Origin of the sequence: Lentzea sp. NBRC 102530 (assembly GCF_030269365.1) — a bacterium.
Classification (GTDB): domain Bacteria; phylum Actinomycetota; class Actinomycetes; order Mycobacteriales; family Pseudonocardiaceae; genus Lentzea.
On the sequence record NZ_BSTF01000008.1, the window covers coordinates 270639 to 292366 of the forward strand.

General features: G+C 69.0%; 24 protein-coding genes. 14 read left to right on the forward strand and 10 right to left on the reverse strand.

Going from position 1 to position 21728, the window contains the following annotated elements:
- Positions 1 to 101: 101 nt before the first annotated feature.
- Positions 102 to 2273 carry an RNA polymerase recycling motor ATPase HelR gene (helR, locus tag QSK25_RS23065; RefSeq protein WP_502881885.1) on the reverse strand — a complete coding sequence of 724 codons (2172 nt, stop codon included), beginning with the start codon at positions 2271 to 2273 and terminating at the stop codon, positions 102 to 104.
- A 443-nt stretch (positions 2274 to 2716) separates the two neighbouring features.
- On the opposite strand from helR, the gene QSK25_RS23070 reads away from it, so the two are divergent.
- Complete coding sequence (locus tag QSK25_RS23070; RefSeq protein ID WP_285641155.1) at positions 2717 to 3541, forward strand: hypothetical protein; 825 nt, start codon at positions 2717 to 2719, stop codon at positions 3539 to 3541.
- 172 nt (positions 3542 to 3713) lie between these two features.
- Here QSK25_RS23070 and QSK25_RS23075 read toward each other — a convergent pair whose 3' ends face one another.
- Positions 3714 to 4298, reverse strand: a complete 585-nt coding sequence (locus tag QSK25_RS23075) for a helix-turn-helix domain-containing protein (RefSeq protein WP_502881890.1) — start codon at positions 4296 to 4298, stop codon at positions 3714 to 3716.
- A 28-nt stretch (positions 4299 to 4326) separates the two neighbouring features.
- Here QSK25_RS23075 and QSK25_RS23080 point away from each other — a divergent pair, with 28 nt between their 5' ends.
- From QSK25_RS23080 to QSK25_RS23090, 3 genes are read left to right on the forward strand one after another with little or no spacing between them, the layout of a single operon-like run.
- Entirely contained in the window at positions 4327 to 5019 is a 693-nt protein-coding gene (locus QSK25_RS23080) for an AzlC family ABC transporter permease (RefSeq protein ID WP_285641158.1), read from the forward strand.
- The gene (locus tag QSK25_RS23085) at positions 4998 to 5306 is read left to right on the forward strand and encodes an AzlD domain-containing protein (protein ID WP_285641160.1); all 309 of its coding nucleotides are present in this window, start codon (positions 4998 to 5000) and stop codon (positions 5304 to 5306) included. Before QSK25_RS23080 ends, QSK25_RS23085 begins: the two co-directional genes overlap by 22 nt.
- 53 nt (positions 5307 to 5359) lie before the next feature.
- Complete coding sequence (locus QSK25_RS23090; RefSeq protein WP_285641162.1) at positions 5360 to 7753, forward strand: LuxR family transcriptional regulator; 2394 nt, start codon at positions 5360 to 5362, stop codon at positions 7751 to 7753.
- Here the strand turns inward: QSK25_RS23090 and QSK25_RS23095 are convergent.
- Entirely contained in the window at positions 7750 to 8190 is a 441-nt protein-coding gene (locus QSK25_RS23095) for an Lrp/AsnC family transcriptional regulator (protein WP_285641164.1), read from the reverse strand. The two genes, QSK25_RS23090 and QSK25_RS23095, sit on opposite strands and share 4 nt — an antisense overlap.
- 74 nt (positions 8191 to 8264) lie before the next feature.
- Between QSK25_RS23095 and QSK25_RS23100 the strand changes: the two genes are divergently transcribed.
- Positions 8265 to 9452 (forward strand): trans-sulfuration enzyme family protein, encoded by a 1188-nt coding sequence (locus QSK25_RS23100; protein WP_285641166.1) that lies wholly within the window; start codon positions 8265 to 8267, stop codon positions 9450 to 9452.
- Positions 9453 to 9592: 140 nt separating this feature from the next.
- On the forward strand, positions 9593 to 10936 hold the full coding sequence (locus QSK25_RS23105; protein ID WP_285641354.1) for an amino acid permease: 1344 nt from the start codon (positions 9593 to 9595) through the stop codon (positions 10934 to 10936).
- 56 nt (positions 10937 to 10992) lie between these two features.
- Here QSK25_RS23105 and QSK25_RS23110 read toward each other — a convergent pair whose 3' ends face one another.
- Positions 10993 to 12384, reverse strand: a complete 1392-nt coding sequence (locus tag QSK25_RS23110) for an alpha/beta hydrolase (protein ID WP_285641168.1) — start codon at positions 12382 to 12384, stop codon at positions 10993 to 10995.
- Positions 12385 to 12543: 159 nt separating this feature from the next.
- Here QSK25_RS23110 and QSK25_RS23115 point away from each other — a divergent pair, with 159 nt between their 5' ends.
- From QSK25_RS23115 to QSK25_RS23130, 4 genes are read left to right on the forward strand one after another with little or no spacing between them, the layout of a single operon-like run.
- Positions 12544 to 12801 carry a hypothetical protein gene (locus tag QSK25_RS23115; protein ID WP_285641170.1) on the forward strand — a complete coding sequence of 86 codons (258 nt, stop codon included), beginning with the start codon at positions 12544 to 12546 and terminating at the stop codon, positions 12799 to 12801.
- Between the two features lie 17 nt (positions 12802 to 12818).
- A complete protein-coding gene (locus QSK25_RS23120) occupies positions 12819 to 13319 on the forward strand; it encodes a hypothetical protein (protein WP_285641172.1) in 501 nt (166 codons plus the stop codon).
- A gap of 10 nt (positions 13320 to 13329) precedes the next feature.
- Positions 13330 to 13953: a pyridoxal 5'-phosphate synthase glutaminase subunit PdxT gene (gene pdxT / locus QSK25_RS23125; RefSeq protein ID WP_285641174.1), complete on the forward strand. Its 624-nt coding sequence runs from the start codon at positions 13330 to 13332 to the stop codon at positions 13951 to 13953.
- Complete coding sequence (locus tag QSK25_RS23130; protein ID WP_285641176.1) at positions 13950 to 14699, forward strand: YebC/PmpR family DNA-binding transcriptional regulator; 750 nt, start codon at positions 13950 to 13952, stop codon at positions 14697 to 14699. Before pdxT ends, QSK25_RS23130 begins: the two co-directional genes overlap by 4 nt.
- Positions 14700 to 14754: 55 nt before the next feature.
- Here the strand turns inward: QSK25_RS23130 and QSK25_RS23135 are convergent, their stop codons facing one another.
- The 3 genes from QSK25_RS23135 to QSK25_RS23145 form a co-directional block, all read right to left on the reverse strand.
- Positions 14755 to 15225 (reverse strand): Imm1 family immunity protein, encoded by a 471-nt coding sequence (locus QSK25_RS23135; RefSeq protein ID WP_285641178.1) that lies wholly within the window; start codon positions 15223 to 15225, stop codon positions 14755 to 14757.
- Entirely contained in the window at positions 15222 to 15389 is a 168-nt protein-coding gene (locus QSK25_RS45435) for a DddA-like double-stranded DNA deaminase toxin (protein ID WP_352236265.1), read from the reverse strand. The genes QSK25_RS23135 and QSK25_RS45435 overlap by 4 nt, the downstream gene beginning before the upstream one ends.
- A gap of 564 nt (positions 15390 to 15953) precedes the next feature.
- A complete protein-coding gene (locus QSK25_RS23145; RefSeq protein ID WP_285641182.1) occupies positions 15954 to 16544 on the reverse strand; it encodes a TetR/AcrR family transcriptional regulator in 591 nt (196 codons plus the stop codon).
- Positions 16545 to 16645: 101 nt separating this feature from the next.
- Here QSK25_RS23145 and QSK25_RS23150 point away from each other — a divergent pair, with 101 nt between their 5' ends.
- On the forward strand, positions 16646 to 17383 hold the full coding sequence (locus QSK25_RS23150; RefSeq protein WP_285641184.1) for a 3-oxoacyl-ACP reductase family protein: 738 nt from the start codon (positions 16646 to 16648) through the stop codon (positions 17381 to 17383).
- On the forward strand, positions 17380 to 18576 hold the full coding sequence (locus QSK25_RS23155) for an MFS transporter (protein WP_285641186.1): 1197 nt from the start codon (positions 17380 to 17382) through the stop codon (positions 18574 to 18576). Before QSK25_RS23150 ends, QSK25_RS23155 begins: the two co-directional genes overlap by 4 nt.
- On the opposite strand, the gene QSK25_RS23160 is transcribed toward QSK25_RS23155, so the two are convergent.
- Both QSK25_RS23160 and QSK25_RS23165 read right to left on the reverse strand, forming a co-directional pair.
- Positions 18551 to 18712: a DUF397 domain-containing protein gene (locus QSK25_RS23160; RefSeq protein WP_285641188.1), complete on the reverse strand. Its 162-nt coding sequence runs from the start codon at positions 18710 to 18712 to the stop codon at positions 18551 to 18553. The two genes, QSK25_RS23155 and QSK25_RS23160, sit on opposite strands and share 26 nt — an antisense overlap.
- Complete coding sequence (locus QSK25_RS23165; protein WP_285641190.1) at positions 18709 to 19545, reverse strand: helix-turn-helix domain-containing protein; 837 nt, start codon at positions 19543 to 19545, stop codon at positions 18709 to 18711. The genes QSK25_RS23160 and QSK25_RS23165 overlap by 4 nt, the downstream gene beginning before the upstream one ends.
- Positions 19546 to 19672: 127 nt before the next feature.
- Here QSK25_RS23165 and QSK25_RS23170 point away from each other — a divergent pair, with 127 nt between their 5' ends.
- Together QSK25_RS23170 and QSK25_RS23175 are read left to right on the forward strand one after the other, a co-directional pair.
- Positions 19673 to 20173, forward strand: coding sequence for a DUF4262 domain-containing protein (locus QSK25_RS23170; protein ID WP_285641192.1), 501 nt, complete (start codon positions 19673 to 19675; stop codon positions 20171 to 20173).
- Positions 20170 to 20637, forward strand: coding sequence for a GNAT family N-acetyltransferase (locus QSK25_RS23175; protein WP_285641195.1), 468 nt, complete (start codon positions 20170 to 20172; stop codon positions 20635 to 20637). Before QSK25_RS23170 ends, QSK25_RS23175 begins: the two co-directional genes overlap by 4 nt.
- A 439-nt stretch (positions 20638 to 21076) precedes the next feature.
- On the opposite strand, the gene QSK25_RS23180 is transcribed toward QSK25_RS23175, so the two are convergent.
- Entirely contained in the window at positions 21077 to 21640 is a 564-nt protein-coding gene (locus tag QSK25_RS23180; protein WP_285641197.1) for a TIGR03086 family metal-binding protein, read from the reverse strand.
- Positions 21641 to 21728 lie beyond the last annotated feature (88 nt).

The following is a 21728-nucleotide window of genomic DNA, read 5'->3' on the forward strand; positions in this document are numbered from 1 at the left end:
CGGCGCGGACGCGAATGTGTCGTCTGGCCGACGCGAGCAGTCCCCCCAGACTTCCGCCCATCCTAAGGCCTGGTCAGGCCTCTGTATGACCCATTAACCGGTCATGTGCGCACGGTCTCAGCCAACCCGGACAAAGCGGCTGGCAGCGGCTCGTGGTGCAGCACGCCGAGGCGTTGCGTGGCACGGGTGAGCGCGACGTAGAGTTCCGCCGCGCCGCGCGGGCCGTCGGCCAGGATCCGTTCCGGCGCGACGACCAGCACCGAGTCGTATTCGAGGCCCTTGGTGTCCGCGGCGGGCACGGTGCCGGGCACGCCGGGCGGTCCGATCACCACGTGCGTGCCTTCGAGCGTCGCCTCGTGCGCCACGAACTCCGCGATGGCCTCGGGCAGTTCGGAGGCGGTCAACTGGCGCGACCACGGTTGCACACCGTTGGCGCGCACCGATTCCGGCGCGCGGACGTCCGGGGCGAACTCGGCCAGCACGCGGGCCGCCACGGCCATGATCTCGGCCGGGGTGCGGTAGTTGACGGTCAGCGAGCGGTACTCCCAGCGGCCCGCCACGTACGGGTCGAGCATCTGGGCCCACGACGTGGCACCGGCCGGGGCGCGGCGCTGCGCCAGGTCGCCCACCACGGTGAAGGAACGGCCGGGGCAGCGGCGCATCAGGACGCGCCAGTCCATTTCGGACAGTTCCTGGGCCTCGTCCACGACGACGTGGCGGTACGTCCAGGCGCGGTCGGCCATGGCCCGTTCCACCAGTGTGCGCTGGTCGTGGTCCTCGAAGCGCTCGGCCAGGTCCTCGGCGAACATCATGTCCGACGCGAAGAGGTGGTCCTCGTCGTCCATGTGATCGGTGCGGCCGATCATGCCGTCGAGCACCTCGGAGGCGTACCGGGCCTCGGCGGCGCGTTCGGCCGCGGCGGCGGCGTCGGCGGCCTGTTCGGTGCCGTCCTTGCCCAGCAGGTCGTGGAGTTCGTCCAAGAGCGGCACGTCCGAGACCGTCCACGCCGAGCCCTCGGCGCGGTGCAGCAACGGCGAAGCTCCTGCCTTGGCCAGCTCCTCCTCCGACGCGTACAACGACGACAAGAGCTCGAACGGCGTCATGATCGGCCACAGAGCGTCGAGCGCCGCGATGAAGTTGTCGTCGTCGCCGAGGTCCTTCACGAGACCGGCGCGCATGTCCTCCCACGCCTGCTTGTCGGACCGCGACATCCAGCCCTTGCCGATGCGCCCGATCGCGCGTTCGGTCAGCACGTACGTGACGATCTCGCGGAACACCGCGCGCGCCTCGTTGTGCGGCAGCCCGCTGTCGCGCGCCTCCTGCCGCGCCCACTCGGCCACGTCCGCGCCGATCTCCACGATCACGTCCTTCATGGTGATCGGGATCGGGTCGGCGGGGATCCGCTGCTGCGACGCCACCGCTGCCTTCAGCACGTCCACCATCGTGCGCGCGCCCTTGAGCCGTGCGACGTCCGGAACGTCCTCGGCCGTGACGGCAAGTCCGGGCAGAAGGCCACCAACGGTCGTGAAGACCACATCGGACTCACCGAGAGACGGCAGCACACGCCCGATGTGGTTGAGGAACGCCGGGTTCGGGCCCACGACGAGGACGCCGTGCCGTTCCATGCGCTCTCGTTGCGTGTACATCAGATAGGCGACGCGGTGCAGTGCCACGACCGTCTTGCCGGTACCGGGCCCGCCCTCGATCACGAGCACACCGGGGTGGTCGAGCCGGATGATGGCGTCCTGTTCGGACTGGATGGTCGCCACGATGTCGCGCATGCCCTCGCCGCGAGGCGCGTTCAACGCCTCCAGCAGCGCCACGTCGCCGCGCTCCTCGCCGAGCTGACCGAACACCTCGTCGGTGAACCCGGCCACGGAACGGCGGCGCGTGAGGAACTGGCGGCGCCGCCGCATGCCCTCGGGAGTGGCGCCGGTCGCGGTGTAGAACGGCCGCGCCGCGGGGGCGCGCCAGTCGAGCAGCAACGGCTCGAAGTCGTCGAACTCGTCGAACAGGCCGATCCTGCCGACGTAGGAGATCGCCCCGTCGACCGAGTCCAGCCTGCCGAAGCAGAGGCCGTAGTCGGCGACGTTCAGGCGCTTCATCTCGCGGTGCCGGGCGCGCACCTCGTTGTCACGGTCCATCGCGGTCTCGCCGGTGCCACCCAGCGCTGACTGGTACGCGGCCTTCACGCGCGCGCGTTCGCCATCGAGCCGTGCGTAGAGACCGGCCACGTAATCGCGCTCGGACTGCAGTTCTTCTTCGTAACCCACGTGCTCCCCACAGCGCCCTTGATCTGGCATAGGTCGATGAGTGTGAACGATGCCCGGGGCCTTGTGGCAAGGCCCCCCATCTGCTATACGGTTGAAGGGGCAGGGAGGATCAACCCATCCCGTCCGCGCTGTGGGGTCAACGCGACGGCGGCCTGCCACATTCCCCCCGACGAACGCGCGACAGCGGCGGGGAAGCGGCTGTCCCACCTCCCGGTGCCACGTGACTTCCGCTCGCGGGTGCGCGATCTCCAGACCTTGTAGTAAGCCGACGACACGGCCTTGTCGGCGGGGGGGAAGCGATGAATGCGTTCTCGACGCAACAGAAACGTATTCTCCGGTCGCCAGTTCGAACTGTTTCGTGCAATTGGGTACCGGAGTTCCGGGCGCGTTGAACCCTTTGAAATCGTTGGCGTAGCTGGTCCTCCGCTTGCGAGCATGGCCGCGTGAACATGCCGTTGAGATGGGACCTGGTGACACCGGACCAGCTCGGGACCATGCTCGACGACGTCGAGACGCCCGAGGTCTGGTACCTCGACGCGCTCGCGGAGTGCGCGGGCAAGGTGCTGGCGCGCAGCGGCAACGGCGACCTTGTGTTCGTGGGCCGCTCGCTCGACTCGATGTACGACCTGCTCGGCGGCGCGGTGCAAGATGCGGACCGGGTGTTGCGGCGGTTCCCGGTGTCGTTCGAACGGGGACGCGGTGTCGCTCCCGACGAGGTCCGGCGCGTGCGCGAGATGGCCGCGGAGATCGGCATCACGCCCCGGTCGCTGGCCCGGCGCGAACGGCCCGTGACGTTCGTCGACGTCGTGTGGGCCGGCGGCACCTTCGAAAGGCTCTTCACCCTGCTCGAGGACTGGATCGACGAGGAACGCGAGACCTGGCCCGCGATCCGGCGCAAGCTGCGGTTCGTCGGCGTCACGAGCCGCACCGGCACCAGCCCGAACGCCCGCCGCTGGCACCAGGACGCCGACTGGGTCCGCAAACTGCCGGCGTCGTCGGTCCTGAACGTCTCGCTCGAACCGCTCGTCTGGGACTACCTGGGCAACAGCCAGACCAAGCTGACCTGGCCCTACCAACTCCGCCGCTGGCGCGAATACCTGCGTGAGGCAAAGCGCGACGAACGCACCCGCACGGCGTTGGCCGAAGCCGTGCACCTGGTGGCACTGGGGCGCACCCGAGAGGTCCAGCGCAAGATCGCGCGGGCGATGGACGGCGAGCCCGCGCTGAGCGAACCCTGGCTGCGCGCGCTGCGCAGCCACCTCACCTGACGTCCCGGGCGAGTTCGGTGATGGTGGGGTCCTCGTCCGCGATGCCGCGGAACGAGACGCCGGCGGCGGTCTCCACGTCGAACATCAGGATCACCCGCGGAGTGCGTGCCGTCAGGTCGGTCGGATCGTCGAACTTCTTCTTTCGTTAGCCGAACACCCCGTCCCCTGCCCGCTAGACCGTGTGCTCCATGATCATGACGGCCGTCGTGCCGGGCTCCAGGGCCTTGCACACGTGCGGCACGTCGCCGGGGTAGACGATGTAGTCGCCGGGCCCCAGTTCGACCGGGTCGTCGGCGAGTCCGGCCAGGCAGCGGCCGGTGGCCACGATCATGTGCTCGATGCTCCCCGGCACGTGCGGCAACGACTCGCGCGCGCCCCCCGGCTCCAGCGCCACCCAGTACAGGTCGTGCTTGGTCCCCGGCCGGCACGCCGCCAGCAACGTCGCGGAGTAGTGCGCGCGCTCGGAGTGGATGACAGGCCCCTCACCGGCGCGAATCACCTGCACGCGCGGGACGGCGGGCTCCACCAGCTGGCTGAACGGCACGCCCAACGCCACCCCGAGCGCCCACAACGTCTCGACGCTGGGGTTGCCGGCGCCGGATTCCAGCTGGGAGAGCGTCGACTTGGCGATGCCCGCCTTCTTGGCGACCTCGCTGAGCGACATGCCGGTCCGGTCGCGCTCGCGCCGGAGGTTGGCGGCGATGAGGTCGAGTGGTGCGTTCGACACAGAAGTACGTCCGTTCGTCTTGACGAACACCGAGAACAAGTGTTCATCTTAATGGGTGGTGCGTTCGATCTGGCGAACTCTTGACGCGGCCCTCCTCCGCGACGTCGCAGCGGTGGCCCTGGGCGCCGCGGTGACCGGCGCGAGCTTCGGGGCCATCTCGGTGGGCACCGGCATGCCCTGGTGGATGCCGGTGCTGATGTCGCTGCTGATCTTCGCGGGCGGCTCGCAGTTCATGGCGGTGGGCATCGTCGCCGCAGGTGGCAGCCCCGCCGCGGCCGTGGTGGCGGGACTGGTCCTGAACGCCCGGCATCTCCCGTTCGGGCTGGCGATCGGCGACGTCCTGGGCAGGAGCCCGCTGGCGCGCGTCGTCGGCAGCCACCTGCTGATCGACGAGTCGACGGCGTTCGCGATGGCCCAGAAGGACCCGGCACGAGCGCGCGCGGCGTACTGGGCGTGCGGCGTGGCGCTGTTCTTCAGCTGGAACACCGGTGTCCTGCTGGGCGCCCTCGCAGGTCAGGCCATCGGCGACCCGATGACGTTCGGGCTGGACGCGGCCTTCCCGGCGGCCATGCTGGCGCTCACGCTGCCCGCCCTGAAGGACGCCGCCACCCGCAACGCGGCCCTGACCGGCGCGGCGATAGCGCTCGTCGCCACGCCGTTCCTGCCCGCCGGGATGCCGGTGCTGCTGGCCCTCTTCGGTCTGCTCGTGTTCAAGAAGAAGGAGGAGCCGTGCCCGTCACCGCAGTCCTGATCCTGGCGGCGGGGACCTTCGCCATCCGCATCGCGGGCCCGCTGCTGCGCGACCGCGTCACGCTGCCGGACAAGGTGCGCGACCTGATCTCCGCGAGCGCGACCGTCCTGCTGTTCGCGCTGGTAGCGGTGTCGGCGCTGACCAACGGCAAGTCGTTCGGCGGCTGGGCGCTGGCGGCCGGGGTGGCCGTCGGCGGGCTCGCGGCGTGGCGGAAACTGCCGTTCGTGGCGGTGATCGTGCTGGCCGCGGCGACCACGGCGGGCCTACGTCTACTAGGTCTGGCATAGCGCCAATGTTTTCGCGATAGAGGCAAGATGGCGGACAGGCCTCTGATGTACACATGGGCGCGCAATCTGGACTGGTCGGCCGAGACCGGGAGACCACGCAACTCGCGGCAGCACTGGCCGCGGCCGCCACAGGCGACGGACACCTGGTAGCCGCCACCGGAGGCCTCGGTTCGGGCAAGACCGCACTGCTCACGACCGCGCGGGAGCTGGCCGCGCGGCACGGGTTCACGGTCCTGGCCGCACGCGGCAGCTTCCTGGAGCGGGAACTCCCGTTCGGCCTGATCAGCCGCCTGCTGGTGTGCGTCCCGCCGGGCGACACCCAGAACCAGCCGCGCATCGCCGCGGCGCTCGGCCAGACCGACGTGCTGGCCGAGCCGGGCCCGATCACGCTGCCGGAACTGCACGTGCTGCACCGCGCGCTGGCGAAGATGGCCGCGGAACGCCCGGTGGCCATCGTCGTGGACGACGTGCAGTGGGCTGACCAGCCGTCCCTGCAGTGGCTGAGCACGCTGCCGCACCGCATCGAACACCTGCCGGTCTTCGTGCTGGCCGGGGTCGGCGCGGGCGAGACGTGCGCGGGCCCGCAGACCCTCGAGGAACTGCTGGCCGCCGCCACCAGCGAGATCCGGTTGGACGAGCTGTCGCCCGCGGCCACCCGCGTTCTCCTGGAGAACGAGCTGGGCCCGCTCACGGACGAGTTCGTGGACATGTGCCGCAAGCAGGCCGGTGGCAACCCGTTGTTGTTGCTGAACCTCGCACGCGCGTACACCGGCCACATCGAGAGGCTCACCGCACCGGCGTTGCTGCCCACGTTGAACGTGCGGCTGCGCAGGCTCGCCACGCACGCACCCGACGCCGTGCACGCGCTCGCCGTCCTCGGCGGTGAGGTGACGTTGCCGCGCGTGGCCGAACTGATCGGCATCGAGCCGTGCGAACTGGCTGGCACCATCGCGTCGTTGCACCGCATGGGGTTGCTCTCGGCAGAAGGCGCACTTGTGCACCCGCTGGTGCGCAACACGCTCCGGGAAGAGCTGACCATCACCGAACGCCAGGACCTGCACGCCGCTGCCGCGCGCCTGCTCACCGAGACCGGTGCGTCGGCCGAGGCGGTCGCCGAGCACCTGGTCGAGACGCGGCCGCAGGACGAGGAGTGGGCCACCGAGGTGCTCACGACCGCCGCGTCCCGGGCCCGCACGCGCAACCGGGTGCAGGACGCCGTCCGGTACCTGCGGCGGGCGCTGGACGAGCCGCAGACCACCGACCTGCTCGCCGAACTCGGCGAGGTCGAGTCCTACGTGGACGTTCCGAGCGCCGTGGACCGCCTGGCGGAGGCCGATCCCGCGCACCCCGCGCTGCCCGGCCTGCTGGCCCTGCTGGGCGAGGAGCCCGAGTTCGAGGCCGACCAGATCGCGGACCCGGACGTGCTGCCGTCGCGGCCTTCGGAGTTCGAGCCGTACCTGAAGGCCATCGGGTTCGTGCGGATGCGGGGCGAACTGGCGGCGGCGTACGCGCGCGCCGACCGTGCGTTGACTGTCGCGCGCAGGTGGCAGCACAGGCCGTGCACGGCTGCGGCGCTCACGGCGCGTTCGGCGTGCCTCAGGGACCTCGGACGGCTCGGCGCGGCGGAGGCCGACGCGCGGGAAGCGCTGGCCGTGCTGGACAGCTGCGGTGCGGCCAGGACGTCGACGCCGGTGTTCGCCGCGCTGACCGAGCTTTCGCTGGCACTGCTGGAGATGGGCGACGTCGAGACGGCGTCCGCGGTGTTCGAGCTCGTGCCGGCGGAGGTGCCGGACCTGTTCGGCGCGCCCGCGCTGCTGGCCGCACGAGGCCGCGTCAGGATCGCCGCCGAACGACGCAAGGACGGCGTCCGCGATCTCCTCGACTGCGGCGAACGACTGCACGCCCGTCACAACGACGCCACGTCGTGGAGGCTGCACCTCGGAGGAGAGCACCTGCACGCCGAGGAACGGCTGGCGCGCTCCCTGGGCGCCGTGCTGCCCCTCGCGGCAGCGCTGCGCGAGCAGGCACAACACCTCGGTGCGGAAGGCATCGCGCTGCTGCAGGAGTCGGTTGACCTGCTGGCGCCGACGGGAGCCCTGCTCGAACGGGCGCGCAGCCACTTCGCGCTCGGCCGGGCGTTGCACCTGGCCGGCCGGGTCAAGCCGGCCCGGGCCGAGCTCAGGACCGCCGTCGACCTCGCCGACGACTGCGGGGTCGAGGAACTGGCCGAGCAGATCAGACAGGAACTCGCGGCGGGTCCGGCCGGGCTCACCGAGTCCGAACGGCGGGTCGCGGCGCTGGCGGCCGAGGGCAAGATGAACCGCGAGATCGCCGCCGTGCTGTTCGTGCAACTGCGCACGGTCGAGATCCACCTGACGAAGGTTTACCGCAAGCTCGGCATTGACGGTCGCGACCAGCTCGCCCCCGCATTGCGGCTCGCCGGTTAATGCTTCCTGACGTGCGAGAAAAGGAGGTTTGTATGAACCTCTGTCACCTCTCGCCGCGAGGTGAACTTGTCGAGCACGAGGCGTTGCAGATGGCCGACGTCCGATACCGCGACGTGCACCAGGAAATCCTCGGGACCCGTCACGTGCGATAGCGCGAGCGTTTCCGGCAACGACAGCACGTAGGCCATGAACGGGTCGACGATCTCCTTGGTGTGCGGCCGGATCTTGACCGCCAGCATCGCCTGGACGTGCTGGCCGATCGCGCTCGGATCGATCTCGGCGTGGTAGCCGGTGATCACGCCGCGCTCGCGCAGGGAACGGTGCCGCACGACCGCGGTCGACTGGGCGACGTTGACGCGTTCGGCCAGGTCCTTGTTCTGCAGCCGCGCGTCCTTCCGCAGCTCCCGCACGATGGCCTCGTCGATCGAATCCAGCACGGCTCTTCTCCGTTCCACCGAATCGGCTGCGGTTCATCCCCCGCTCGCCCGAGGAAGTCTCCACCATTCGCGCCATGACGCGCATCGAGACCATCGCAGTGCACGGCGGCCGCGACGACCTCGCGGAACTCGGCGTGCACGCCCCTCCCATCGACCTGTCCACCACCTACCCCGTGCCTGACCAGGCGCTCGGCGGGGAAGCGCTGGGGGAGTGGGCCACCGGGGCCGCACGGGCCACCTCGCCCGTCTACGCGCGGCTGCACAACCCGACGGTGGCCCGGTTCGAACAGGCGCTCGCGGCGCTCGAGCACACCGAGACGTCCGTGGCGTTCGGCAGCGGCATGGCGGCGGTCACCGCCGTCGTCCAGGCCGCCTGCGTCATGGCGGGAAAGCCGCACGTCGTAGCCGTGCGGCCGTTGTACGGCGGCACCGACCACCTGCTGTCGTCGGGTTTGCTGGGCGTCACCACCACGTACGTCGAAGCGGGCCTGGTGTCCTCCGCGATCCGGCCGGACACCGGGCTCGTCGTCGTCGAGACGCCGGCCAACCCCAACCTCGACCTCGTCGACATCGAGCACGTCGTCCGGCAGGCCGGGGGCGTGCCGGTCATGGTCGACAACACCTTCGCGACCCCGATCCTGCAGAACCCGGCCCTGCACGGCGCCGAGTACGTGCTGCACTCCGGCACCAAGTACCTCGGCGGGCACGGCGACGTCCTCGGTGGCGTCGTGGCCTGCTCGGAGGAACGCGCGGCGGCGTTGCGGCAGGTCAGGATCATCACGGGCGCCGTCCTGCACCCGCTGGGCGGCTACCTGCTGCACCGCGGGCTGGCCACTTTGCCGTTGCGGGTCAACGCCGCGTCGGCCTCGGCCGCGACGCTGGCGACGCGACTCGCCGAGCACGACGCCGTGGAGTTCGTGCGCTACCCCTCGGCCTCACGGCAGATGCGCGGTACAGGCGCGATGATCGCGTTCGGCGTGCACGGCGATCCGGTCGAAGTAGTGCGACGGCTGAAGCTCATCACCCCGGCCGTCTCGCTGGGTTCCGTGGACACGTTGATCGAGCACCCCTCGGCTTTGACCCACCGCCTGGTACCCGGCGAAGAACTGCGTGCTTCTGGCGTTCCGGACAATTTGCTGCGCATTTCTGTGGGCCTCGAGCACGTCGAGGACATTTGGTCCGACCTAAACGCAGCGCTGTGTGACGTCGCTTACGTTAAGTCTTCCCCAACCGATTACTTGGTGATGACCGCCACTCGCTAGGGTTCCCCGACATCGGCGCATCGGGGCGCGGGAGGTTCCGATGCGAGCAATTTTCCGTTTTCGGAAGGAACCTCCTCGTGAGTTCTGTGGAAACTGATGCGGACGGCTACACCAAGGCGCTGAGCAAGCGTCAGGTGCAGATGATCGCAATCGGTGGCGCGATCGGCGTCGGCCTCTTTCTCGGTGCGGGCGGACGCCTCGCCACAGCGGGGCCGTCGCTGATCCTGTCGTACGCCGTGTGCGGCCTCGCAGCCTTCTTCGTCATGCGCGCGCTGGGCGAACTCGTGCTGCATCGCCCCGTGTCGGGCAGTTTCGTGGAGTACGCCCGCGAGTTCGTCGGCCCGTGGGCGGGCTTCACCTCGGGCTGGCTGTACTGGCTCAACTGGGCCATGACAGGCATCGCGGAGATCACCGCGATCGCGATCTACATGCACAAGTGGTTTCCGGACCTCCCGCAGTGGATCACGGCGCTGGTCGCGCTGGTCGTGCTCGTCGCGATCAACATGCTGTCCGTGAAGCTCTTCGGTGAGCTGGAGTTCTGGTTCTCGGTCATCAAGGTGACCGCGATCGTGGTCTTCCTCGTCACCGGCATCGGCCTGGTCATCGGCGCGGCGGACATCGGCGGCACGACCGCGTCCGTCTCGAACACCCTGGGCCACGGCGGCCTCTTCCCGGCGGGCTTCGGCGTCGCGCTGATGACGTTGCAGGCGGTCGTCTTCGCCTACGCGGCCATCGAACTGGTCGGCATCGCGGCCGGCGAGACCAAGGACCCCGAGAAGGTCATGCCGCGGGCCATCAACGGCGTCGTGTACCGCATCGCCATCTTCTACGTCGGTTCCGTGCTGCTGCTGACGATGCTTCTGCCGTGGGACCACTTCACCGGCACCGAGTCGCCGTTCGTCACGGTGTTCTCCGCGCTCGGGATCCCGGCGGTCGGCGACATCATGAACGCCGTGGTGCTCACCGCCGCGCTGTCCTCGTGCAACTCCGGTCTCTACTCGACCGGCCGCATCCTGAGGTCGTTGGCGCAGAAGGGCGAGGCGCCCGCGTTCACCGGCAAGATGAACTCCCGCCACGTGCCTTACGGCGGCATCCTGTTCACCGGCGTCGCCTACCTGTTCGGTGTGGTGCTCAACTACATCGTGCCCAAGGAGGCGTTCGACATCGCGATCGCCGTCGCGTCGTTGGGTGTCGTGTCGACGTGGGCCACGCTCATCATCTGTCAGCTGCGTTTGCGCAAGAAGGCGATGGCGGGCGAGATCGAACGGCCGTCTTATCGGATGCCCGGCGCGCCTTACACCTCGTACGGAACGCTGGCGTTCCTCGCGCTGGTGATCGGGCAGATGGCGTTCGCGGGAACGGCCGAGAAGATCGCGTTCTGGTCGATCCCGGTGCTGGCGCTGGTGCTGTTCTTCGGGTGGCGCTTCGTGAAGTCGCGCCAGCCGGTCGGACCGGAGCAGGAGCAGCTCGTCAAGGTCGACTGAGCAGGCTGACGTCGGCGGGCCGTCCCCTTTCCCGAGGGAGGCGGCCCGCCGTCGTGTCAGCAGGTGGCGTCGGCCTGACGCCCCGGCTTGCGGGCCGGCAGCGTGCCGTTCGCCAGGTACGCGGCGACGGCGTTGTCCACGCACGCGTTACCGGCGAACGTGCTCTGGAACGAGATCCCGTTCGCCACGGCCAGCAGTGCCGAGTTCGGGAACCGCGACCGCACCTCCAGGCTGCCCTGGAACGGCGTGACCGCGTTCAACGTGCCGTTCACGATCAACGCCGAACCGGTGCCGCCGGGCTGCACGAGCGTTCCGGGCTTGTGCTTCCAGTAAGCGCACGGCCCGTTGAACCACGTGTTGCCCCACGTCGAGTTGGGCGCGAGGGCGTGCGTGGCCCAGCTGTCCGCCTTCCACTTGTTCCAGTCAGAGGGCCACGACGTGTCGGTGCAGATCTGCGCGAGAAGCGCGCTGTAACGGTTGGAGGCGTCAGCGCCGTAGAACGCCGAGTACAGGCCGAGCGTCATGGACAGGTCGTTGTTGTTGACGAGTGCCGACAACGCAGGGGCGAGCAACGGCCAGGTCTGCTCCGAGTAGGCCGCGAACAGGTACACGTCGATGAACTCCGACGACCCGAAGTCGTTCACGGGCTGCACGGTGAGGTCGCGGACCTTCTGGTCGAACGCCGCCTGCACGGCCGCACGTGAGGCACCCAGGTGGTAGGTGCCGTCCTGCGCGGCGAGGAAGTCGAACCACCGGTGCTGGTTCTCCTCCAGCAGCACGTCCTGGTCGAAGTTGTTGGCGTGGTACCAGAGGCGCTTCGGGTCGAGGCTGCCGTCGTAGACCGCGCGCGTGACCCGGCCGGGGTTGAGCGACTGGTAGACCTGCCCGACGTAGGTGCCGTAGGTCTGCGCGTACAGCGAAACGGTCGGAGCACCGAGCGCGATCCGGACACGCTCCAGGTCAGCGGCCTGGTCCGTGGTCTTCAGGTGGTCGAGCAACTCCTCGCCCGCGCAGTCGGCGGCGATCTTCCTGATGCGGTCGGTCCAGTACGGCTCGGTGGCCGGCACCGGCACGTAGGCGGGGCGGCCGAGCTCCACCGGGTTCGACGCGCACGTGGTGGCCGGGACGCTGGGCGCGAGGCCGCGGCGGGCGATGCCGATCCAGTCGAACGCGTCACCGCCCGCCATCCGCGCGCCGACCAGCGGCTGCTGGTAGCCGGTGCCGGTGAACGGGTCGGGCACGGTGAGCACGGTGCCCTTCGACACCGCCGTCCGGTGCTGCACGCGGGAGACGGCGAGCGTGATCTCGGGGCCGTTCGGGGCGGCCGGGTCGAGCGGCACGGCCAGGGTGCCGCACTCGGCACCACCGGCGGCCAGGGCCTGGTCCGCGCAGGCGCCCCAGGTGATGGTCGGCTGAGGACTCGCCTGCGCCGGGACTGCCAGCGTCACGAGCGCCAGCGAGGTCGCTAGTAAGAGCTTCACACTTCAGGTTGATCACGGAAGTCCTTTTGAGACACGGCTTTGACGCTACGGTCCACAACCAGTGCCCGTTGGTGCACCGGAGCGCAGTTGGTCACGGCGGCGGACGTCTCTGCTTGGATCGAGGACATGGGTGAGCAGCCGATGGCACGCTGGCACTGGGTCACGCCTCTGCTGGGAACCGTGTACCTGGTGATCGGCGTGGTCGCGCTGGTCGACGCCCTGACCGGGCCCGACGTTCGCGTCGCGCGGGTCCTGTCCGGGTCCGTCTGCGTGCTCCTCGGCGCCGGCACGATCTGGCGCTGGTCGCGGTACCGGGCGGCCGCCGCCCCTGAGGAGCCGGTCGCACCGGGTGAGGACAGCGACCGGGACGGCCCCGCCCGCTGACGTTTCTGGAGGGGGACGTGTTGCGGCAGAAGCACGGGCTTGACGCCTCGGGGCGCCTGAGTTCGCGGTGGCGGTGGGTCGTGCTGCTGCTGGCGTTCACGTTCCTGCTCATCGGACTGGGCAACGTGGTCGGCTCCGTCGTGCTCGACCGCGGCGGCAGTGCCGTGTTCGGGGTCCTGGTCGGTCTCTTCGTCGCGGCTCTCGGCCTGTTCGGGCTCTGGCGCGGCGCGTTCCTCGGCGTGAGGTGGTCGCCGGACGGCATCGAGGTGCGCAAGCTCGACGGCACCACGCGGCACGCCTGGGTGGACGTCGAAGCCGTCGACGTCCGGGTGCGGCGCCACGACCTGCTGCACGTCGTGCGGCACGTCGACGTCGTGCTCGTGCTCGCCTCGGGCGACGAGGACTGGATCGCGGGCCTCGCCACCTACACGTTCGGGGCCGATGCGCCGCGGCGCGTGGAGGCGACGGCGGCGACGCTGCGCGAGGCACTGCGCGGTGCGTCTGACCACGTCGAATAAGCTGGGTGACATGGTTGCTGCCCCACCCGTCATCGGCGTGCTCGCCCTCCAGGGCGACGTCCAGGAACACCTCATCTCGCTGGCGAAGTGCGATGTCACCGCACGGCCCGTCCGCCGCGTCGAGGAGCTGGACGAGCTGGACGGCATCGTCATCCCCGGCGGCGAGTCGACGACCATGAGCAAGCTGCTGGTCAACTTCGAGCTGCTGGAGCCGCTCCGCGCCAAGATCAAGGCGGGCTTCCCGGCCTACGGGTCGTGCGCGGGCATGATCCTGCTGGCCGAGACGGTGCTGGACGGCCGGGAGGACCAGGAGCAGCTCGGCGGCCTGGACGTGACGGTGCGCCGGAACGCGTTCGGCCGGCAGATCGACTCGTTCGAGACCGACCTCGACCTGGCCGGCGAGACGGTGCACGCCGTGTTCATCCGGGCGCCTTGGGTGGAGGCGGTGAGCGGAGAGGTCGAGGTTCTCGCTACGGTGCCTGTTACGGCTGAGGCGGGAGACGCCGCCGGTAGGATCGTCGCGGTCAGGCAGGGCAACGTGCTGGCGACGGCGTTCCACCCGGAGCTCACGGGCGACGAGCGTGTTCACCGCCTGTTCGTTGACATGGTTCGCGGTTCGACGGAGGAGAAATGAGCGGCCACTCCAAGTGGGCGACCACCAAGCACAAGAAGGCCGCTATTGACGCCAAGCGCGGCAAGCTCTTCGCGCGGCTGATCAAGAACATCGAGGTCGCGGCCCGCACGGGCGGCGGCGACCCCGACGGCAACCCGACGCTGTACGACGCGATCCAGAAGGCCCGCAAGAACTCGGTGCCGCTGGACAACATCGAACGCGCCCGCAAGCGCGGCGGTGGCGAAGAGGCCGGCGGCGCCGACTGGCAGACCATCATGTACGAGGGTTACGGGCCCAACGGTGTCGCGGTGCTCATCGAGTGCCTCACGGACAACCGCAACCGTGCCGCGTCCGAGGTGCGCACGGCGATGACGCGCAACGGCGGTTCGATGGCGGACCCGGGCTCCGTGTCGTACATGTTCAGCCGCAAGGGCGTCGTGATCGTGCCGAAGGCGGGCACGACCGAGGACGACGTCATGATGTCGGTGCTCGAAGCCGGTGCCGAAGAGGTCAACGACCTGGGCGAGTCCTTCGAGGTCGTGTCCGAGGCGGGCGACCTGATCCCGGTGCGCAAGGCGCTGCAGGACGCGGGCATCGACTACGACTCGGCGGACTCCAGCTTCCTGCCGTCGGTGTCGGTGCAGCTCGAGGCCGAGGGTGCGCGGAAGATCTTCAAGCTGATCGACGCGCTGGAGGACTGCGACGACGTGCAGAACGTCTTCGCGAACTTCGACGTGTCGGACGAGGTCATGGCCGAGGTCGGCTGACCCACGCACGCAGAGGAACGCCGGTCATGCGCGAGCGTGGCCGGCGTTTTGCTTTTCAGGCGATTCCGCCTGTCGACTGCCATTCGATGCAGGTCGGCCGGGTGCCGGTCTGGCGGAACTCTTCCAGCGCCATCGTGATCGTGTCGAGGCTGATCGCTGATTTGGGCGGAAAGAGCGTTCGGTTCTGTTTGTCGATGTACAGGACAGGAGTGTCGGCGAATTCTTCGTTGGAGACCGACGCCCAAGACCAGAACCGCCCAGGCTCGTCGTACTCGTCAGGTCCGGTGTAGTGCAGTGCGCCGATGGCCGACTCCGGGTCGAGGTCCAACTTGAACATCCGGTCGGGAAAGTTCAGGATTCCGAACGTCGGTAGTTCTGGAGATGCCACCTGGGTTGGATGCGGCTGTGGGCCTTGCTCCAGCACGTCCGCGAGCACACGGTCGAGGGCTGCCTCCGGCTTGACCAGGACCGGCTCGTCCGCGCGGTTCGAACCGGCGTAATACCAGAACTCCAGGATGAGGCTCACCGCGATTCCTTTCCACGTATCTCGAACGACCGTACCGGATCATGAATGATCAGGGTCTGTCCTGGTAGAAGGATATGAGCAAGCAACTTCTTGCAGGAGAAGATTCCGTTGCACACCTCGAAGTTGATGACCAGTTCGACCCGGTCGACGCCGCCTTGCCGCATGCGCCAGGCCACCTTCGTTTCGACGTGCTTCGGGGCTTCGATTTCAACGGGGGAATGGCGCCCACCTCGACCAGGTGGGCGTTGATGCGGTCGTGCTCGCCGTCGGGTTCGCTGCCGCTCTGCACGAGTTCCACGTAGCCATCGGGGTCGAGGTAGTAGCCGCTGGTGATGTACTTGGGCAGACGCGAGCGTTGCTGGTCCGCCCAGGTCGGTTCCGGAGAGGCGGCGCCCACCTCGAACCTGGATCGGATCTCTTCGACTCGGCGCAGCAAGACTGTCAGAGCCTCGGACAAGTCGAGTGCGCCTGTGTGCACCGCGTGGAAGTTGGCGGTGACCTCGGCGGCCTCGGACTCCTGCGAGGTGCCCGCCATCGATTCTGTGATCAGTGTCGTGCTGTCGGCGGCGGTGTCGGAGGCTTGCCGCAAGGCCTGAAGCGTTCGGCCTGCCAGTTCGACGACCTGGTTCAAACGGGCCGCGACGTCGGCGAACGACATGCAGCTCACCCCCGGCGATGGCGATCCCCGTGGGCAGTGTGCCGCTTGGACGACTTCTAACGCGCGCGTTTCACTCCCAGGGCAGCGTGCGCAGGGTCAGGTCGACCAGGTGCCGCAGCTTCTCGCGGGACGCGCCCGTTGACGCCTGCACGGCGATGCCCTGCGACACCGACAGCACGTAGACCGCCACGTCCCGCGGGTCCGTCCCGGCGGGCAGGTCGCCTTCCTCCAACGCCCGCGCGAAGCGTTCGGTGAGGATCTCCTCCGCGGCTCGCCACCGGTCGTTGAGCTCGGCTTTCGCCTCCAGGGCGGTGTCGCCGGGGGACAGGGCGCTCTGCACGAGCAGACACCCCGCCGGGGTGTCGGAACCGGTCGTGGCGTCGACGGCACCCAACAGGAACAGTCGCGTCACCTCACGCGCGGTGGGGGCGGCGAGGGCGGCGGGGCCGTAGGCGAAGATCGTCGCGATGTAGCGGTCGACGGCCTGCTTGAAGAGGCCCGTCTTCGAGCCGAAGGCCGCGTAGATGCTGCCCGGCTTGAGGTTCGTGGCGGCGGTGAGGTCGGCCATCGTCGCGCCCTCGTAGCCCTTGGCCCAGAACACGCGCATGGCCGAGTCCAGCACGGCCTCCGTGTCGAACTCGCGCGGCCTGCCGATCGCCATCGTGGGCCTCCTCACTTTTTGAGTACCCGTTCAAGATAGCACTTGCGGCACTTCCTGCTGCGGTGACATCTTGAACGAGCACTCAACAACGAGGGGTAACCATGGAACTCGAAGGCAAGGTCGCGATCGTCACCGGTGGCTCGCGGGGTATCGGGGCGGGCATCGCGCAGCGGCTCGCCCGCGCCGGGGCGACCGTCGCCATCACCTACTACGCGTCGCCCGACCAGGCAGAACTGGTCGTGAAGTCGATCGAGGAGGCGGGCGGGGAGGCGGTCGCGATCAAGGTCGACGCCGGCGACCGGGACGCGGTCAGGGCAGGGGTGCACGAGGTCGTGGAACGGTTCGGCAGGCTCGACGTGCTCGTCAACAACGCCGGCGTCATCGACGTCAAGCCCATCGGCGAGGTCGCGGACGACGAGTACGACAGGACGGTCGCGGTCAACCAGACCAGCGTGTTCGCCGCCAGCCAGGCGGCGTTGGAGCACCTCCAAGATGGCGGGCGGATCATCACGGTCGGCAGCATCAACGCCGACCGGGTCACGTATCCGGGCGGCACGCTCTACGTGCTCACCAAGGCCGCGGTCGCCGGGTTCACCAAGGCGCTCGCCCGCGAGGTCGGTGCCAGGGGCATCACCGTCAACAACATCCAGCCGGGGCCGACGGACACCGACATGAACCCCGCCGACGGCCCGCGCGCGGACTTCTCCCGCGCGCACATCGCGATCGGGCGGTACGGGACGGCCGACGAGGTCGCGAGTCTGGTCGCGTACCTGGCCGGGCCGGACGCCGCCTACATCTCCGGTGCCTCGATCGACGTCGACGGCGGTTACGCGGCTTGATCCCGCTCATCATGCTCGCGGTGTTCGTCATCCCGATGGGCATCTCGGGCACGGCCATCGCACTGCCCCGCATCGCGGACGAACTCGGCAGCGATCCCGCGCAGCTGCAGTGGGTCGTCAACGGCTTCAACGTCACGTTCGCCGCGTTCGGACTCGTTTGGGGCGTCGCGTCCGACCGGATCGGCCACCGCCGGACGTTCCGGATCGGCGTCGGGCTGCTGCTGGTGGCTTCGGCCACCAGCGCGCTCGCGCCGAACCTCGCGGTGCTCGACGCCGCGCGCCTGGTCGCCGGGATCGGCAGCGCGGCGGTGGCGACGGGCGCGAGTTCGTTGCTGTCCAACGGTTTCGAAGGCGCCGAACGCCGGCGCGCGTTCGCCGTCTTCGGCACCGTCATCGGACTCGGGCTCGCGCTCAGCCCTACGATCTCGGGGGCGCTCATCGCCGCGTTCGACTGGCGCGGGGTGTTCGTGGCGCACGCGCTGCTGGCCGTGCCGGGGCTGGCGTTGAGCGGGCTGCTGCCCGACCCGCGCACGACCGCCGCCCGCAAGGTCGTCGACTTCTCCTTGCTGCGCAACAGGTACTTCCTCGCGCTGACGCTCGTGACGGTCGCCGGGGCGTTCGGCTTCGTCACGCTGCTGACGTACCTGCCGGTCGCGCTCAGCGGGGTCGCGGGCCTGTCCGCGGGAACGGCCGGACTGCTGATGCTGCCCATGACGATCCCGGTGCTGGTCGGACCGGTCCTCGGCCTGCGCGGCTCGCCCACGACCGTCATCACCGTGTCGCTGGCGGCGCTGGTCCTGGGATCGCTCGGGATGGTGGTGCTGCAGCCGGGAACCTGGCTCGGCTGGCTCGTGATCCCGATGCTGCTGGTGGGGTTCGGGTTCGGGTTGCCGCTGGGGCGGATCGACGCCGAGGCGCTCGCGACCGTTCCCGCGCACAGCACCGGAACGGCCTCGGGCGTGCTCAACCTCGTGCGGATCGGCAGCGAGGCCGTCGCGGTGGGCGCGTACGCGGCGACGATCACCTGGCTGATCGGGCGGGCCCTGCCCGAGGACCTCGCCCACGACACCGCCGCCGGACACCCCGGCCAGGCCGCGGTCTACGCCGGGGCGTTCCACTGGATGATGTTCGGCCAGGCCGTCGTCGTGGCGGCGGTGGCCGTCGCGATCAGGCGGTTGTCTTCACGGAGGTGAGGAACGCCGACCACGCGGCAGCCGAGAACGGGAGGTGCGTGGCAGGCGCTTTGCTGTCGCGGATGCCGACGCCGTGGCCGATCTCCACGCAGTTGTCACCGTCGCCGCTGTAGCTGCTCTTCCGCCAGTTGGTCATTGGAGACCCTCCAAGATGCTGTTGATCACCGCCCTCGATTGTTCCTCATCCAAGGCGACAGCAGCGAGGTCCTTCAGGATGCTCTCGTAGGTGTCGACGGTCTCCTTGTCGTCGAAGAACAAGCAGCACTTGACGCTCTCGACGTAGACGACGGGCGGGTACTTCGGGAACTTCATCAGCCGGAAGTCACCGGAAAGGCCTGCATGCACGCCGATCGACCGGGGAACGACCCGGATGCTGATGTACTTCCGTACGGACATCCGCAGCAGGTGGGCAAGCTGCTCGCGCCACACCTCTTCGCCGCCGACCGGTAGCCACAACGCCTGCTCGTGCACGTAGAAGGTGAAGGTGCGGTTGTAGTCGAGGATTTCCGTCCGCGCGACTCTCGCCTCAATGGTGGCGGCGAGGTTGTCGGCGGAGACCGTGCGCGCCTTGGCGGTGACCGCCGCGATGTAGTCGCGGATCTGGAGCAGGCCTGGCACCACGACCATCGACCAGGCTTCGACCTCGTTTGTCTCGCGTTCCTGGTTGATCAGCGTCTGGACCTGCTCCGGCACACCGTCGTCGGTGAACCGCACGAAGGCGTTTCCCTGTTCGCGGAACAATTCGAGCAGGCGGTCGCGCTCCGCCCGTGGTGTGCGGCAGTAGGCGAGGAGCTCGCGGACCTCGGTCTCGGTCACGCCGCCCTTTCCGGCGAGCATGTCCGACAGCTTGGCCTCCTGCCAGCCGAGCTCCACGGCGATTTCGCGCTGGGTCATGCCGGTGGCGTCGATGGCGGCGCGCATGCCGTTGCCGAACTCGCGGCCCACCACGCTGGACGATCTCTTGGGCATGGACGGAAGGTAGGGCCACCCGCCGCGAAACCTCTATCGTTTCCGACCAAATCTGCCTGAAGGTGGGAGCGTTGGAACAGCTCCAAGCTGGGATAAGGCGCCGGAACGGTGCCGTAGGGTGGGTGGCGTGCTTTCCGACGAAGACATCGAACTGAGGGCGCGGCTGCTGTCCGCGGCCGACCGGTTCGGGCACACCAACATCGTGGTGAACCCGGACGCCGAAGGTCCCGGCTACGTGTTCTCGGTGGGGGCGTGGCGCCGGTTCGGGGTCGCCGAGGCGGTGGTGATCGGGCTGCCGCAGGGCATGGGCGAGAACCTGGTCAACATGTACGTGAAGCGGGCCAGCGGGGGCGAGCGGTTCCAGCCCGGCAAGCTCTACGACGACTTCTTCGAGGGCGTGCCGATCACGTTCGAGCGGGTCTACAAGGGGTTCTACCCGGAGTTCTTCGGGAGCGCCTACCTGCTCTACGACGGCTCGGAGTTCGCCGCGCTGCAGATCATCGTGCCGACGCCGCAGGGGCAGTGGCCGTGGCAGCCGGACGCGCCGGAGGGGTTCCAGGACCACCAGATGATCCTCACCGAGAGCGGCATCCCGGAGAGCTGGACGCCGGGGGTCACCGGGCCGTGACCGTCCATTTCGGACCATTGACGCCCGCGCACGCCGGCGAGGTCATGACGATCCAGCGCGCGGCCTACCTGGCGGAGGCCCGCCGGTACGGGGCGTGGGACCTGCCGCCGCTGGTCGAGACGCTCGACGAGATCCGGAAGCACCTGGCGGACGGAACGCCGTCCGTCGGCGCGTTCGACGGGGCGCGGCTGATCGGGTCGGTGCGCAGCCGGGTCGACGGCGACCGCATGGAGGTCGCCCGGCTGGCCGTCGCGCCGGACGTCCAGGGCGGCGGGATCGGTCGCAAGCTCCTCACCGCGATCAGCGAAGGTGCACCCGATGAGGTGAAAGTCGTCTGGCTGTTCACCGGTGCCGAGAGCGAGTCGAACATCCTGTTCTACGAGAGCGCCGGGTTCGTCCGGGTGAGCGAGCACCTCGACGCCGTCGGTATCAGGTGCGTCACGCTGGAGCAGAAGGTCATCTGACGTTCAGGGGGCGGTCACGAGCGGCTGGCACGCTCGGGAACCGGTCCACCCACGACCGACCACCGGTGCGGACGTCGATCACACGTCGGCAGATCCGTCCGGCATCCGCTGCCCCCGGCGCATCCGGCGCCGGGGGCAGCGTCGTCTTTCGGGCGAAGACCAAAACGTTGTCCGGCACACGTTGTCCGCTTTTGGCGCTTCGACACCGGACAACGATCTACCTGTAGAAATGCGGTGCGTTCGGACGGCAGGGGGAGCCGCTGGACGCGGTCGGGGGAGGAACGCCCCGTCTCGCAGGAGGCAGGGGGATGCGGGGCGGGGCGTTTCGGAAAACCGGCCGGGAGACCTCGGTGCAGGACTGGCTTTCCCTGGGAGTCGTGGAACGCGGTGTCGGGCTGGGACCACGGAGTGCGCGATTCGAGCGGCACCCGTCAAGGCCTCAAGGCTTGCGTCCCAGAAGTCCGATCAGGCGCGTTTGGTCGTCCGCGTCCGGCGAAACCGGAACGGGCGAATCGAACAGCGACGAACCACTCCAGTCGTCGATGTTGCGTTCCACATAACCCAGAACGGCCGATGCGAGTCCGGGATCGATTCGTTCGTCCGCGCCGATCGAGCGGGCGAGGTCCCAGGCGTGCACCGCGAGATCCGCGGTCATCTGCCAGCAGTACTCCTCGGCGTCGAGCTTTCCCGACGACACGGTCACCGGTTTCGCCAAGGCGTGCGGGCCGAGCCACGCCTCGCGGGCCGCCGCGGCCGCCACCACCCAGGACACGAGCGGGTCGTCGCCGAGGTTGTCGTGGTCGAACCTGTCCCCGACCTGTTTCGCCGTGCAGCCGGCGAGCAGTTCAGGGGCCCAGAGTTGCTCGTGGACGAGGTGACCGACGAGGTCCCTCACCGACCACTCCCGGCAGGGGGTGCCGAGTGTCCACTGGTCCGGCGCGATCTCCCGCACCCTCCGATCGAACTCCGTCATCGCCACGCCGTGCGCCTGGATCAACTCCATCCCAGCAGTGCATCAAATCTCGCCCAAACCCGCACCCCGGCGTGAGAGCTGGGCCACTCGGACGCAACCCGATTTGCAAGCCGTACAC